At 63.9% G+C, this 14788-nt stretch carries 10 protein-coding genes, 1 tRNA gene and 1 pseudogene; 7 read left to right on the top strand and 5 right to left on the bottom strand.

Features of this window, described 5'->3' with window-relative positions; translation table 11 throughout:
- Nucleotides 1-25 precede the first annotated feature (25 nt).
- The gene (locus tag Q0T48_RS09920) at nucleotides 26-1966 is read left to right on the top strand and encodes a dynamin family protein (protein ID WP_295955779.1); all 1941 of its coding nucleotides are present in this window, start codon (nucleotides 26-28) and stop codon (nucleotides 1964-1966) included.
- Between the two features lie 7 nt (nucleotides 1967-1973).
- Nucleotides 1974-3041, top strand: a complete 1068-nt coding sequence (gene mutY / locus Q0T48_RS09915) for an A/G-specific adenine glycosylase (protein WP_295955776.1) — start codon at nucleotides 1974-1976, stop codon at nucleotides 3039-3041.
- A gap of 48 nt (nucleotides 3042-3089) precedes the next feature.
- On the opposite strand, the gene rapZ is transcribed toward mutY, so the two are convergent.
- The 3 genes from rapZ to Q0T48_RS09900 are packed head-to-tail and all read right to left on the bottom strand — an operon-like array spanning nucleotide 3090 to nucleotide 6547.
- Nucleotides 3090-3992: an RNase adapter RapZ gene (rapZ, locus tag Q0T48_RS09910; RefSeq protein WP_295955774.1), complete on the bottom strand. Its 903-nt coding sequence runs from the start codon at nucleotides 3990-3992 to the stop codon at nucleotides 3090-3092.
- Complete coding sequence (gene recN, locus Q0T48_RS09905) at nucleotides 3989-5635, bottom strand: DNA repair protein RecN (RefSeq protein ID WP_295955771.1); 1647 nt, start codon at nucleotides 5633-5635, stop codon at nucleotides 3989-3991. Before recN ends, rapZ begins: the two co-directional genes overlap by 4 nt.
- An 18-nt stretch (nucleotides 5636-5653) precedes the next feature.
- Nucleotides 5654-6547: an NAD kinase gene (locus Q0T48_RS09900; protein ID WP_295955768.1), complete on the bottom strand. Its 894-nt coding sequence runs from the start codon at nucleotides 6545-6547 to the stop codon at nucleotides 5654-5656.
- A 28-nt stretch (nucleotides 6548-6575) separates the two neighbouring features.
- Between Q0T48_RS09900 and hrcA the strand changes: the two genes are divergently transcribed.
- Both hrcA and Q0T48_RS09890 read left to right on the top strand, forming a co-directional pair.
- The gene (gene hrcA, locus Q0T48_RS09895; protein ID WP_295955764.1) at nucleotides 6576-7580 is read left to right on the top strand and encodes a heat-inducible transcriptional repressor HrcA; all 1005 of its coding nucleotides are present in this window, start codon (nucleotides 6576-6578) and stop codon (nucleotides 7578-7580) included.
- A 34-nt stretch (nucleotides 7581-7614) separates the two neighbouring features.
- Nucleotides 7615-7691, top strand: a tRNA-Ile gene (locus Q0T48_RS09890).
- A 110-nt stretch (nucleotides 7692-7801) separates the two neighbouring features.
- Here the strand turns inward: Q0T48_RS09890 and Q0T48_RS09885 are convergent.
- Nucleotides 7802-8979: pseudogene (locus Q0T48_RS09885) on the bottom strand (metallophosphoesterase).
- 228 nt (nucleotides 8980-9207) lie between these two features.
- On the opposite strand from Q0T48_RS09885, the gene Q0T48_RS09880 reads away from it, so the two are divergent.
- The 3 genes from Q0T48_RS09880 (at nucleotide 9208) to galE (ending at nucleotide 13294) form a co-directional block, all read left to right on the top strand.
- The gene (locus Q0T48_RS09880; RefSeq protein ID WP_366887946.1) at nucleotides 9208-11952 is read left to right on the top strand and encodes a transglycosylase domain-containing protein; all 2745 of its coding nucleotides are present in this window, start codon (nucleotides 9208-9210) and stop codon (nucleotides 11950-11952) included.
- Nucleotides 11885-12199 (top strand): hypothetical protein, encoded by a 315-nt coding sequence (locus tag Q0T48_RS22050; protein ID WP_366887945.1) that lies wholly within the window; start codon nucleotides 11885-11887, stop codon nucleotides 12197-12199. The genes Q0T48_RS09880 and Q0T48_RS22050 overlap by 68 nt, the downstream gene beginning before the upstream one ends.
- A gap of 78 nt (nucleotides 12200-12277) precedes the next feature.
- Nucleotides 12278-13294 carry a UDP-glucose 4-epimerase GalE gene (gene galE, locus Q0T48_RS09875; RefSeq protein WP_295955761.1) on the top strand — a complete coding sequence of 339 codons (1017 nt, stop codon included), beginning with the start codon at nucleotides 12278-12280 and terminating at the stop codon, nucleotides 13292-13294.
- A 139-nt stretch (nucleotides 13295-13433) separates the two neighbouring features.
- Here the strand turns inward: galE and Q0T48_RS09870 are convergent, their stop codons facing one another.
- Nucleotides 13434-14657, bottom strand: coding sequence for a multidrug effflux MFS transporter (locus Q0T48_RS09870; protein ID WP_295955758.1), 1224 nt, complete (start codon nucleotides 14655-14657; stop codon nucleotides 13434-13436).
- Nucleotides 14658-14788 lie beyond the last annotated feature (131 nt).

Raw genomic sequence — 14788 nt, 5'->3', positions numbered from 1 at the left:
ATTCTTATTACCTCACTATCCCTCTGTGGCGACCTCCTTCAATGACCAACTAGGCCAGCATGGCGCGTGGCGGCGTGAGCTGGCGCTGCGTCTAAAGCTGCTGTCTGCGTGGATGAAAGAGCACGCGCTGATGGATGCCGGGGTCGAGGCCCGGCTGCGTCGGCTGGAAGACCAGATGCGCAGCGACAAGGTGATGGTCGCCTTTGTGGCTGAGTTCTCGCGCGGCAAGTCGGAGCTGATCAACGCCGTATTCTTTGCTGGCTACGGCCGCCGCATCATGCCCGCCAGCGCCGGCCGCACCACCATGTGCCCGACCGAGCTGGGCTATGACGCGGGGGTGCCGCCCAGCCTGCGGCTGCTGCCCATCGAGTCACGCCTGCACCCCCAGTCGCTGGCCGAATGGCGGCAAGCCCCGGAGCAATGGACCCATATCGGCCTGGACGTGAACGACGCGGCCCAGTTGGCCCAGACCATGGAGAAGGTCACCGAAGTCCGCCGCGTCACCCAGGACGAAGCCCGTGCGCTGGGTTTCTGGCACGACCAGGAGCCCGACGACAACCCGCCGCTGGATGCCGAAGGCCGGGTCGAGGTGCCCCGCTGGCGGCATGCGCTGGTCAACATGGCGCACCCGCTGCTGCTGCAGGGCCTGGTGATTCTTGACACGCCGGGGCTGAACGCCATTGGCGCCGAACCCGAGCTGACCGTCAACCTGATCCCCCAGGCGCACGCGGTGCTCTTCATATTAGGTGCCGACACCGGGGTCACCAAGTCCGACTTGGCCGTTTGGCGCGACCACCTCAGCCCCGCTGCCGACGGTATGGACGCGCGCCTGGTAGTGCTCAACAAAGTCGACACCCTGTGGGACGCGCTGAGCACGCCCGCGCAGGTGCAGGCGCAAGTTGACCGCCAGCGGGTCGCCTCGGCGGCGCTGCTGGGGGTGCCTGCGCAGCAGGTGCTGGCGGTATCGGCACAAAAAGGCCTGGTGGCCAAGATCACCGGCGACGCAGCGCTGCTGCAAGCCAGCGGCCTGCCAGAGCTGGAGGCAGCGCTGGGCCAGGGCATTCTGGGCCAGCGGCAAGAAATTTTGCGCTCTGCCGTGGCCCGTGGCATCACCGACTTGCGCACCGAGACCAGCCGCGTGCTGCACGTGCGCCGCCGCGACCTGGCCGAGCAAAAAATGGAGCTACAGGGCCTGGGCGGCAAGAACTTGACCGTGGTGAAGAACATGCGCCAGCGCATCGAGCAGGAAAAGCACGAGTTCGACATGGGCAATGCCAAGATCCATGCGGTGCGCGCCATCCAGCTCAAACTGCTGGGCGAGGTCTACACGCTGCTCGGCAGCCGCACCCTGAAAGCCGAAATGACCCTGCTGGCCGAGGCTTTGCGCCAACCCGGCTGGAAGCGCGGTGTCAAAGGCGTGTACGCCGACACTTTCGCCCGGCTGCGCGACAACCTGGCCAAGGCCCAGGCCGTGAGTGCGGAAATTCACAGCATGCTGGCCGCCACCTTTGACCAGCTCAATGCCGAGTTCGGCTTCTCGCTGCTGCTGGCGGGCACGCCGGATGTGCAGCGCTACCAGGCCGAGCTGGCCGAAATCGAGGCCAGCCATGTGCAGTACCTGAGCCTGCGCAACGCCCTCAAATTGGCCCAGCCCGAGTTTGCCGAACGCCTGGTGCGGGCGCTGCGCTCGCGGCTGCGCGGGGTCAACCAGTCGGCCTTTGACGACGTGGAGCTGTGGAGCAAATCTGCCGCTGCCCAGTTGGAAGACCAGCTCAAAGAGCGGCGTAAAAGCTTCACCCGGCGCATCGAGGGCATTGACCGCATGCAAACTGCGGCCGGGGGGCTGGACGCGCAGGTGGCCGAGATCGAAGGCCAAGAGGCCGTGCTGGGCCAGTTTGAAACCCGTTTACAGCTGCTGACCTCGTATTTTTTGACCACCGCCGGACCCCGGCCTACTTTGGAATGACTTCGGCATGACGGCAGTTTTAGAAGCGGTGTTTACCGCTCCGCAAGCGGTGGCCACCGCCTTCGCATCCCAGGTGATCCAGTGGCAAAAGACCCATGGCCGCAACAGCCTGCCCTGGCAAAACACCCACGACCCCTACCGCGTCTGGCTGTCGGAAATCATGCTGCAGCAGACCCAGGTCAGCTCGGTGCTGAAATATTTTCCGCGCTTTCTGGCCCGCTTTCCCGATGTCAAAAGCCTGGCCGCCGCCAGCCTGGATGACGTGCTGGGCCTGTGGAGCGGCCTGGGCTATTACAGCCGCGCCCGCAACCTGTACCGCTGTGCCCAGCAGGTCATGGAGGTGCACGGCGGGCGTTTTCCGCCCACGGCAGAGCTGCTGCAAACCCTACCGGGTATCGGCCGCTCCACTGCCGCCGCCATTGCCTCGTTCTGCTACGGCGAACGGGCTGCCATTTTGGATGCCAACGTCAAGCGCGTGCTGACCCGGGTGCTGGGTTTTGGGGCCGATCTGGCCGTAGCTGCCAACGAGCGCGCGCTGTGGGACCAGGCCACTGCCTTGCTGCCCGCCCAGGCCGGGCTGGACACCATGCCGCGCTACACCCAGGGCCTGATGGACCTGGGGGCCACGGTGTGTGCGCCGCGCCAGCCCACCTGCCTGCTGTGCCCGGTGCAGCCGGTGTGCAAGGCCCAGCGCGAGGGCGCGCCCGAAAAATACCCCGTCAAAACCCGCAAGCTCAAGCGCAGCACCGAGTCCTGGTGGTTGCTGTGGGCGCAGGATGCCGCCGGGCGTGTGTGGCTGCAGCGGCGGCCGGATGCGGGCGTGTGGGCGGGGTTGTACTGCCTGCCGGTGTTCGACAGCCGCGAGGCCCTGGCTGCATCGGTGGGGGCTGCGGTGTTGGATGACTTGCCCGTGTTTCTGCACGTGCTGACGCACAAGGATTTGTATCTGCACCCGGTACAGACCCAGTGGCCGCAGGATGCCCGCCCCGGCCCGAACGGCGACTGGGTCGAGGCCCAGCGCTGGGTTGACATGGGTTTGCCCGCACCCATCCGTAAACTCTTGTCTGCTATTTAATTTGTAGCTACTGGCGTAGATGCTACCTACGCTAGAGGCCTAAAAGGCTTAAAAAACGGTAGCGCCACCTGACAGGGGCGGAAGGTCGCCCCGCGCATCCAGTTCGCGGTGCCGCTTCAGTGTGACCCAGCGCTTGCTGAAAGCCGCTGCCAGTTGCTCCACCAGATACACCGAGCGGTGCTGCCCGCCGGTGCAGCCAATGCCCACCGTGACGTAGCTGCGGTGGTCGCGGGCCAGGGGCTCCAGCCAGTGGGTCAAAAACTTTTCAATGTGGTTGAACATCTGCGCCACGTCAGGGCTTTGGCGCAAAAACGCCGCCACCGCGTCATCGCGCCCGGTCAGGGGGCGCAAGTCCACCTCGTAGTGCGGGTTGGGCAGCATGCGCACGTCGAACACAAAGTCGGCATCCACTGGAATGCCGCGCTTGAAGGCGAAGGACTCGAATACCAGCGTCAGCTGCGCCTCGGGCGCGGCGATCAGCGACTTGATGTAGCCCTGCAACTGCGAGGCGCGGATGAAGCTGGTGTCTATCATATGGGCTTCTTCGCGCAGGTCGGCCAGCAGCTCGCGTTCCAGCTCGATGGCTTCGACCAGGGCGTGTTGCTGGTCGGTGCGCTCGGAGCGCGACAGCGGGTGCTTGCGCCGCGTTTCGGAGTAGCGGCGCACCAGGGTGTCGGTAGCCGAGTCCAGAAACAGCGATTTGATGTGTACCCCCTGTTTGCGCAATGTCTCCAGGTGCTGTGGCACCAAGGGGAGGGCGGTGGCGCTGCGCACGTCCATGGCGATGGCCACCTTCTGCGCACCCTGGGTTTGCTCCAGTTTTACAAAGCTCAGCAGCAGCTCGGGCGGCAGGTTGTCCACGCAGTAGTAGCCCGCGTCTTCCAGTGCGTGCAGGGCGACGGACTTGCCCGAGCCCGACATGCCGGTGATCAACACAATTTCAAGCTTCATAGCGCAATCCCTAGCATCTCTTTGGCGTGGGCCAGCGTGGTGCCGGATAGTTTTTCACCCCCGAGCATGCGCGCAACTTCGGCCACGCGCTGTTCACCCAGTACCAAGGCCACGCTGCTGACCGTGCTTTTGCCGTCGCGCTGCTTGGCCACCACCAAGTGATGGTCGGCGCAGGCCGCTACTTGGGGCAGGTGGGTGACGGCCAGTACCTGGCGGTCGCGGCCCAGCTGCTTCATCAGGCGGCCCACGGTTTCGGCCACGGCACCGCCCACGCCGGAATCCACCTCGTCAAAAATCAGGGTTTGCGCCGTGCCCAGCTCGCTGGTGGTGACCGCAATCGCCAGCGCGATGCGCGACAGCTCGCCGCCAGAGGCCACCTTGCCCACCGCGCGCGGGGTACTGCCCGCGTGCCCGGCCACCAAAAATTGCACTTCTTCCAGCCCGCTGGCGCTGGGCTCGATTTTTTGCAGCGCCACCTGGAACTGGCCGCCCTGCATGCCCAGTCCCTGCATCGCCAGGGTGATGGCCTTGGCCAGCTTGGGGGCGGCCTGGTTGCGGGCTTTGGTCAGCGCCGTGGTCTCGGCGCGGTAGGCGGTCTGGGCTTTGCGCTCGGCGGTCTCCAAAGCTTGGCTGTCGGCGGCAGCGTCCAGCCGGGCCAGTTCGGTTTTCCAACTGGCCAGCAGCACGGGCAGCTCGGCGGGCGTACGCTTGTAGCGCCGGGCCAGCGACACCCATTGCGACAGACGGTCGTCCAGTGCACCCAGCCGGGCCGGGTCCAGCTCGGTTTTGCGCAGGGTGGTGTGCAGCGAATGGGCGGCATCTTCGGCCTGTGCCAGGCTAGATGCCAAAACCTCGGCCAGCGCAGCGTACTCGGGCGCTATGTGCTCTTGATTGTGTAGCGCAGTGTGGGCGCGGGACAAACCGGCTAATGCACCAGAGTCTTCTCCTTCCAGCGCGTCGATGGCGGTTTGCACCGCATCCAGCAGGGCTTGGGTATGGGAGAGGCGGGTGTGCTCGGCGTTCAGCTCGGCCCACTCGTCGGCACCGGGGTTGAGTTTGCCCACTTCGCCAATCTGCCAGGCCAGGCGCTCCTGCTCTTGCTGCCGCGAGTCGCGCGCGGCCTGGGCATCGGCCAGGGCTTTCTGGGTGCTGCGCCATTGGGTCCACAGCGCCTCTAGTGCGCGGGTGCTGGTGCCCGCGTAGGCATCGAGCAGGCTGCGCACGGTGTCGGGGCGGGTCAGGCTTTGCCAGGCGTGCTGGCCGTGGATGTCGAGCAGCTGGTCGCCGATCTCGCGCAACTGGGTGGCGGTGGCCGGGCTGCCGTTGATCCACGACCGGCTTTTGCCCTGCGCGTCCACGGTGCGGCGCAGCAGCAGGCTGTCGGCCTGGTCAAACCCGGCCGCGTCCAGCCAGCTGCTGATGGCGGGCAGGCTGTCGAATTCGGCGCTGATGTCGGCCCGGGCCGCGCCTTCGCGCACTGTGCCCGCATCGGCGCGGCTGCCCAGGGCCAGTTGCAGCGCGTCGATCAGGATGGATTTGCCCGCGCCGGTTTCGCCGGTGAGCACGCTGAAACCGGTGTCCAGCTCCAGATCGAGCTCGCGCACGATCACAAAGTCGCGCAGGGTGATACGTTTCAACGCCATGTGTTCAGTGCCATAACTTTAGGTGCCTTCATTCCAGTGGAGTTTTTTGCGCAGGGTGTCAAAGTAGCTCCAGCCCTGGGGGTGCAAGAAGCGTACGCGGTGCTCGGAGCGGCGTACGATGATGCGGTCGCCGTGCTGAAGCGTGGCCAGAGACTGCATGTCGAAATTGGCGCTGGCATCGCGTCCTGCTATAAGTTCAATAGCTACTTCCGCCGCATCAGCCAGCACAATCGGCCTGTTTGTCAATGTATGCGGGGCGATGGGCACCATCACCCAGCCGGGGATGGACGGGTGCATCAGCGGCCCCCCAGCCGACAGCGAATAGGCGGTGGAGCCGGTGGGCGTGGCGATGATCAGGCCGTCGGCCCGCTGGTTGGACACCAGGTGGCCGTCCACCTCGACCCGCAACTCCACCATGCCCGAGGTGGCACCGCGGTTCACCACCACGTCGTTCATCGCCAGGGTGTCGAACACGCAGGCCCCGTTGCGCATCACCCGGGCGTGCATCAGGCTGCGGTGGTCTTCCTCGAAGGTGCCGTTCAGTATGGGCGTGAGGGTGGCCTGGTAGGCGTTGATCGGGATGTCGGTGATAAAGCCTAGCCGCCCCTGGTTGATACCGATCAGCGGCACCCCAAAGCGGGCCAGCTGGCGGCCAATGCCCAGCATGGTGCCGTCGCCCCCCACTACCAGCCCTAAATCGCACTGGCGGCCAATGGCCTCCACGTCCAGTACTGGGTAGCCGGTCAGTCCGGTGTTGGCCACCGTGTCGGTTTCGACCACCACCTCGCAGCCCTGACCGGTTAAAAATTGCGCAATCTCCGCCAGCACATGGCACGAAGAGGCGTTCGCAACGTGGGTGCCCGGCGCGGCGTATTTGCCGAATAGCGCAACGTGGCGGAATTGTGATTTCATTCACAAATTACATCATTAAAATGAAGCCATGCTCGATGACCGTGCCAAGTTGTTAATGAAAGCGCTGGTCGAGCGCTATATCGCCGATGGACAGCCCATAGGCTCCCGCACGCTCTCTAAAGCCTCGGGCCTGGACCTGTCGCCCGCCACCATCCGCAACGTGATGTCCGACCTGGAGGAACTGGGTCTGATCGTCAGCCCGCACACCTCGTCGGGCCGCATTCCCACGGCGCGCGGCTACCGCCTGTTTGTGGACACCATGCTCACCGTGCAATCCGGCCCGCTGGCTCCCCCCAAGCTGGTGGCGGAGCAGCCGCAGAAGGTCATCGTCAACGCGGCTAACCTGCTGTCTAGCCTGTCGCAGTTTGTGGGCGTGGTGATGGCACCGCGGCGCACCTCGGTGTTTCGCCACATTGAGTTTTTGCGCCTGTCGGACAAACGCTTCCTGGTCATCATCGTTTCGCCCGAAGGCGATGTGCAAAACCGCGTGATCTTCACCGAGGTGGATTACACGTCTTCCCAACTGGTCGAAGCCGCCAACTACCTCAACGGCCACTACGCCGGCCTGTCCATCGAGCAAGTGCGCGAACGCCTTAAGAACGAGGTGGAAACCCTGCGCGGCGAGATCGCCAGCCTGATGCAGGCAGCGGTCAACGCCAGCTCCGAAGCACTGACCCGCGAACAGGGCGACGTGGTGATCTCGGGCGAACGCAACCTGCTGGCCGTGAGCGACTTTTCGGGCGATATGGGCCATTTGCGCCGGGCGTTTGACCTCTTCGAGCAAAAAACCCAGATCATGCGGCTGCTGGACATCTCCAGCCAGGCCGAGGGCGTGCGTATCTACATCGGTGGTGAAAGCCAGGTGGTGCCGTTTGAAGAACTGTCCATTGTTAGCGCCCCTTACGAGGTGGACGGCCAGGTCGTCGGCACCCTGGGCGTGATCGGCCCCACCCGCATGGCCTACGACCGCATGATCCAGATCGTGGACATCACCTCCAAGCTGGTTAGCAACGCGTTGAGCCACCAGAAGTAAGCCGTTTTTCGCACAGTATAATGTCGGGTTGTGTGGGGCGTTAGCTCAGTTGGTTAGAGCAGAGGACTCATAATCCTTTGGTCGAGTGTTCAAGTCACTCACGCCCTACCATTCAAATCCATGCGCCTCAGCACCTATTTGGGTTTTGGGGCGTTTCTACATTGCGGCTTCACCAGGCAATCCGCAAAGCACTTCGTGCGCATCCACCCCCGGTAAGCCCCTCAAACGCTAGACCGTACGAGTCGAAGATGCGTAATTTCGGAGGGTACGCCAAGACGTTTGGGCGGACCCCAGTAGCCCGTGCCCCGATTGGTGTACACATGTTTTTCAGCTTGTGCAACTCTTGTGTGTAAGGTTGCTGCAGTTTGACGAAGTAGGCCCATGGCCAGAACTGGCCGCCATGGGTGTGTCCACTGAGCTGCAAGTCGAAGCCGGCCTGTTCGGCTGCGGGGGCCGTGCGTGGCTGGTGCGCCAGCAGCAACTTGAACAGGTTTAGATCCGGTGCGTTGGCGATGGCGGCCAGCGGGTCACTGCGGTGATTTTCATCAAAATGGTGCGCATTGAAGTCGGCAACCCCCGCCACGAGCAATTGAGCGGGGGCTGCACCCGGATCGCGGTGGTGGGCAATTACTACGTGTTCATTGACCAGGACCTTGATTCCGAGGGAGCGCAGTTTGGCGATCCAGGCATCTGCACCCGAGTAGTACTCGTGGTTGCCTGTAACGAAAAATGTGCCGTGCAAAGATTGCAGACCAGACAGCGGCTGGACGTGCTCTCCCAGCGATTTCACCGAGCCATCCACCAGGTCTCCGGTAATGGCCACCAGATCGGCTTGTAAGCCATTCACCCGGTTGACGATGCGTTCCAGGTAGCGTTTGCGGATCGTGGGGCCGACATGGATGTCGCTGATCTGCGCGATGCTGAAGCCTTCCAGCGCCAGAGGTAAATTGGCGATGGGTACATTGACCCGCACCACGCTGGCCGTGCGACGCGCATTCCAGAAGCCCACCATGCTCATCAGCAAGGCGGCCGGCGGAATGGCCATCGCGGATAGCGACCGAAACTTGCCCAGCCCCATAAGCGGCAGTTGGGCCCAATCCGTGATGAGCAGTAGGGCGCTCAACAGCTCCCGCAGCACCATCAGCGTGAACAGGCTGGAGAACAGGCCCATGCACAGCAGGCCCAGCCATGTCAGCACGGTGTGCAGTGGGGGGCGTGCAAAGCGTAGCGACACCATGCCCATGGGCATCAACACGGCCGATGCCGCCATCCAGACCCAAAATAGCGCGCCGAAAAGCGGCAGTCGCAGCGCTAGGTCGGGGGCCATGCGCCAGCCCAATAGGGCGTGTACCAGCACAGAGAACAGGAAGACGGGGAGCAATGCCATGGACAGTCGCATCGCATGCCTATGCGACGAATAGATCGGGTTAAATAGGTGACGCCATGCGGGCCGAGTTCAAGCGCGCACCGTGAATTCTTCTGGCCGTGGTGGATTGCTGGGTGATTTATCGGTTTCGTTGGCCTCTTTGTGGGTGGCGGTATGGCCTGATCCGCCTGGCGGGCCAATAATGGAGTTCAGGTGGTGCATATGCGGGAAAAGCGATTTTCGTGGTCGTTCCGCAGCCGGATGCTATGGGCTGCCGTGGTCTTGGTCTTGCTGGTCTTGGCCGGGTTGTGCATTGCCCGGGAAATGCAGACTTCGGCCTACCAGGCCCGGTTTTTTGCTGCACTGGCGCGCAAGGCCAGTTTTGAAGTGGCGGCCGGTCCCAGCCCGTTGATCCGCTTTCCCCAGCGCGCGCCGTATGACGACCGGCTGGGCTACTCGCAGTTACCGGTGTTTTTGCAGAGGCTGCAGGCCCGTGATTTCAAGGTGGTTGAGCAGGCGCGAATTTCCCCCACCATGGCCCAGATCGTCGACGCTGGCTATTTCGCCCCCTATGCGGAAAAGACCCAGGCCGGCCTGTGCATCTTTGACCGTGACCGCCAGCGCCTGTTCCAGGAGCGCTATCCGCAGCGGGTGTTTGCGCGATTGGACGACATTCCGCCGCTGTTGGTGTCCAGTCTGCTGTACATCGAAAACCGGGAGCTGCTGGACCCGCAACAGCCTCTGCGCAACCCTGCGGTGGAGTGGGACCGGCTGGCCAATGCAGTGCTGAGCAAGGCCAAGGCCAGCCTAGCGGGTGACAGCCGTTCGCCCGGTGGCAGCACGCTGGCGACGCAGATCGAAAAATACCGCCATTCGGCCGAGGGCCGGACCTCGTCGGTGTACGAAAAATTGCAGCAAATGGTGTCGGCAGCCTTGCGCGCCTACCAGCCGGGCGAGGACACCAGTGCGGCGCGGCGCCAGATCGTGCTTGCCTATATCAATACCATGCCGCTGTCGGCCAAGGCCGGTTTTGGCGAAGTGCATGGCCTGGGTGACGGGCTGTGGGTTTGGTATGGGCGTGATTTCCAGGACGTGGGCGGCATCTTGGGTCCACTTGGCAAAGCTGGGGCCTCGCCGCAGGGGGATTGGGATGCCCAGGCGCAGCTGTACAAGCAGGCGCTGAGTCTGCTGATCGCGCAGCGCCGACCGTCCTATTACTTCGATGCCGATGAGGCCGAACTGGAGCAGTTGACTAACAGCCACCTGAACCTGTTGGGCCATGCCGGCGTGATCCCGCTGGCCTTGCGCGATGCGGCGCTGCGGGTGAAGCTGCAGCGGCGGTCCGGCAAGCTGCCTGTCGCCACCGTCTCATTTGTGGCGCAGAAGGCGGCCAATACCGTACGCACGCATTTGGCCGGATTGCTCGGCGGCCAGCGGCTGTACGACCTGGATCGGCTGGACCTCAGCGTAGTGAGCACGCTGGATGCGCCGGTGCAGACTGCGGTCACCAGTCTGCTGCGCGACCTGCGTGATCCGGCCCATGTCAAGGCGGCCGGGCTGTCGGCCAAGCAGTTGCTGGCGCGTGGCGATCCGGCCAAGGTGGTGTACAGCTTCACGCTGTATGAGCGCGGCAGCGATGTCAATGTCATGCGGGTACAAACCGATAATTTCGACCAGCCGTTGAATATCAACGAAGGCATCAAGCTTGACCTGGGGTCCACCGCCAAGCTGCGCACGCTGGTGACCTATCTGGACATCATGGACAAGCTGCACCAGCAGTTGTCGCCGCTGGCTGCCGCGCAATTGCGCGCGCTGGCCATCGATCGGCAGGATGTGTTGACGCGCTGGGCCGCCGACTACTTCGCGACGGCCAGCGACAAAAGTCTGGGCGCGATGCTGGAGGCGGCACTGCAGCGGCGGTACTCTGCCAGCCCCGGCGAAGGCTTCATGACGGGGGACGGACTGTACCACTTTGTCAACTTCAATGCGGAAGACAACGGCCGGGTGCTGTCGGTGCGCGATGGCCTGCGCAAATCGGTGAATCTGGTGTTCATCCGGCTGATGCGCGATGTCGTACGCCACTACATGTTCCTGACTCCAGGTTCCTCGGCCAAGCTGCTGCAGGATGCCGATGACCCGCGCCGTGCGGCCTATCTGGCGCGCTTTGCCGACCACGAAGGCCAGGTTTTCATGCGCCGCTTCTTGGTCAAATACCATGGCAAAACCGCCCAGGAGGCGCAGGAGCTGCTATTGGGTAATGTGCGGCCCACCGCCTCGCGGCTGGCGGCCATCCACCGCACACTGTTTCCGGCGGCACCACGCGACCAGTTCATCGCCTGGGTGCAGGGCAATTTGCCGGACGGTATCGACCCGGCCGAGCCCACGCTGGCCAGGCTGTATGCGCAGTACGCCCCGGACCGCATGTCGCTGGCCGACCGTGGTTACCTGGCGGGCGTGCATCCGCTGGAGCTGTGGCTGGTCGGCTACCTGCAAGCCCATCCGGGCGCGGGCCAGACGCAGGTGATGCAGGCCAGTGTGGCCGAGCTCCAGGCGGTCTATGCATTGCTGTTTTCTACCCACCGCAAGCAGGCGCAGGATAAGCGGATTCTGGGCTTGCTCGAAGGCGAGGGGTTTCTGGAAATCCAGCGGCAATGGGCGCAGATGGGCTATCCCTTCGACACGCTGGTGCCCTCGTATGCGACCGCGCTGGGGGCCTCGGCGGACCGCCCGGCGGCGCTGGCCGAATTGATGGGCATCCTGGTCAACGACGGTCTGCGCAAACCCAATACGCGCATCCAGTCGCTGCATTTCGCGGCCGCCACGCCGTATGACACGCTGCTGCAGTACCGGCCGGGCCGAGCGCGTGCTGGCGCCGGAGGTCGCCCAGGCCGTGCGCGGCGCTATCCGGCAGGTGGTAGGGGACGGTACCGCCAAGCGCGTGAACAAGGCCTTTGTGCGCGCCGATGGCCGCGTTCTGCCGGTCGGCGGCAAGACCGGCACCGGTGACCAGCGCTATGACACCTATGGGGCGGGTGGACGGTTGATCCAGTCGCGGGTGGTGAATCGTTCGGCGACCTTTGTCTTCAATATCGACGAGCGCTTCTTTGGCACTCTCATTGCCTACGTACCGGGCGCACAGGCGGCCGACTACGACTTCACCAGCGCCTTGCCGGTGCAATTGCTGAAGCTGCTGGCACCGCAGTTGATGCCCATGCTGGCCCGCGCCGATGCACCAATGACCCCGCCGCCCTAACGCGCATCGCCGCGTTAAATGGCACCCCTACAATGCCAGTTCGCCCGGAATTCGGCGCGTTTGCATGGAAAGATTCTTATGATTTTTGTGACCGGTGGTGCTGGCTATATTGGTTCCCATACCTGCGTCGAGTTGCTCAACGCGGGCCTGGATGTCACGGTGTTTGACAACTTCTGCAACAGCCAGCCCGAGTCGCTGGCGCGGGTGGAGCGCATCACGGGCAAGAAGCCCCGTGTGATCGAGGGCGACATCCGCGATGTGGCGGCGCTGACGGCGGCGCTGCAGTCCAGCGGGGCCACGGCGGTGATCCACTGCGCGGGGCTGAAGGCGGTGGGCGAGTCGGTGGCGCAGCCGCTGCGCTATTACGACAACAACGTGGTGGGCACGCTGCGCCTGATCGAAGCCATGGGCGCGTGCGGCGTGAAGACGCTGGTGTTCAGCTCGTCGGCCACGGTGTACGGCGACCCGCAGCGCCTGCCGCTCACTGAGGATCATCCGCTCTCGGCCACTAACCCCTATGGCCGCAGCAAGCTGATGGTGGAAGACCTGCTGCGCGACCTGCACCACAGCGACGCGTCGTGGCGCATCGGCATCCTGCGCTACTTCAACCCGGTGGGCGCGCACGAAAGCGGGCTGATTGGTGAAGACCCGCGTGGCACACCCAACAACCTGCTGCCCTTTGTGGCCCAGGTGGCTGTGGGCCAGCGGGCCTTTTTGAATGTGTGGGGCGACGACTATGCCACCGCCGACGGCACCGGCGTGCGCGACTACATCCACGTGGTCGATCTGGCCGTGGGCCACCTCAAGGCGCTGGAGCGTCTGCAGGCCGTGCCCGACTTTTTGACGGTGAACCTGGGCACCGGCATTGGCTACAGCGTGCTGGACATGGTGCGTGCGTTTGAAAAAGCCAGCGGCAAACCCGTGCCCTACCAGGTCGCCCCCCGGCGGCCTGGTGACATTGCCGCCTGCTATGCCGAACCCGCTGCGGCCCTGGCGCTGCTGGGCTGGCGCGCCGAGCGCGGGCTGGATGCCATGTGTGCCGATGCCTGGCGCTGGCAGAGCGCCAACCCGACCGGGTTCAGCGCGGCCGGTTAATCGAGATATGCGTATTTGAGGTATCTGGGTGGTATCTCTAGGAACATATTTTTGGCTTCTTGCGTATGTTTAATATGCGCTAGTTGCTATTTATTTGATATTGCTATTTGATATAAGGCATGTATTTTTCGCATATTGGCTAAACCACCCGCCCGATGTCTGGCCAGCGGCGGTGCAGCCACATCCAGGCCAGCAAACCCACGGCGAGCATGCCCATAGAGGCGGTGGCCAGCCCCATCGCCGAATGCATCACCAGCGGGGCCAGCACCCCGGCCACCAGCCCGTTGGCCGTCGATCCCAGGCAGGCCTGCAGGCTGGACGCCATGCCGCGCCGCTCGGGGTACAGGTCCAGCACCAGCAGGGTCACGGCGGGCACCATCATGGCCCAGCCAAACGCGAAGATGGCCACCGGAAACAGCGCCCAGCTGACGTGCGCCTGGAACAGCAGGTTGGCCAGCACGTTCACCACCGACACCACCACCATGATCACAAATCCGTGGCGGATTTGTGTCTTGGCCGGCACCTTGCCCGCCATGCGGCCACTGCACCAGGCCCCGGACATGATGCCGCTGATGGTCAGCAAAAAGAACCAGAAAAACTGCGTCGGCCCCAGCCCCAGCAGGTGGCCCAGAAACTCGGGGGCCGACAGCACGTACAAAAACATGCCGTTGAAGGGCACGCCGCTGGCCAGCGCCAGCAGCACAAAGCGCGGGTTCGAGCACAACTGCCAGTAACCGCGCAGCAGGTGCCGGGCGTTCAAAGGTTGGCGTTGGTCCAGGTGCAGGGTTTCGGGCAGAAACCGGAAGTTGGCCCCCCACAGCAGCACGCCCACGCCGGTCAAAAACCAGAAGATGCTGTGCCAGCCGAGGTGCACAAACAGCCAGCCGCCGATGATGGGCGCAATCGCCGGGGCCACGCCGAAGTAGATGGTGATCTGGCTCATCACTTTTTGCGCATCGGCCGGGGGGAACATATCGCGCACCACCGCCCGCGACACCACGATGCCCGCGCCGGTAGACAGGCCCTGCAGCGCCCTGAAGAACACCAGTTGCCCGATGCTCTGCGACAGTGCGCAGCCTGCGCTGGCCAGGGTGAATACTGCCAAGCCCGTCAACACCACCGGGCGGCGGCCAAAGCTGTCCGACAGCGCCCCGTGGAACAGGTTCATGAACGCAAAGCCAAACAGGTAGGCCGACAACGTTTGCTGCATCTGCGCCGGGGTTGCGCCCAGCGATGCCGCTATCCCTGCGAAGGCCGGGATGAAGGTGTCGATGGAAAACGGCCCGAGCATGCCGAGCAGGGCCAACAAAATTGCCAGTGCCCAACGTGGCGCGGGCCACAACTGGGCGGCATTAGGGTTCATAGGCACACCCCCAGGCTGCAGTGCTGCGCATCTTTCGCCCACCCCCTTGCAGGGGGCGATGCCAGTGGCCCGGCAAAGCCGGTTCCACGGCATCCTTGGACGGCGTGCGTTATGTCTATAACCATGGTGTG

It is taken from the genome of Rhodoferax sp. (genome assembly GCF_025354435.1).
GTDB lineage: Bacteria > Pseudomonadota > Gammaproteobacteria > Burkholderiales > Burkholderiaceae_C > Rhodoferax_B.
Note: the sequence above shows the minus strand (reverse complement) of the source record. Positions and strands in the feature narration are given on the sequence as shown.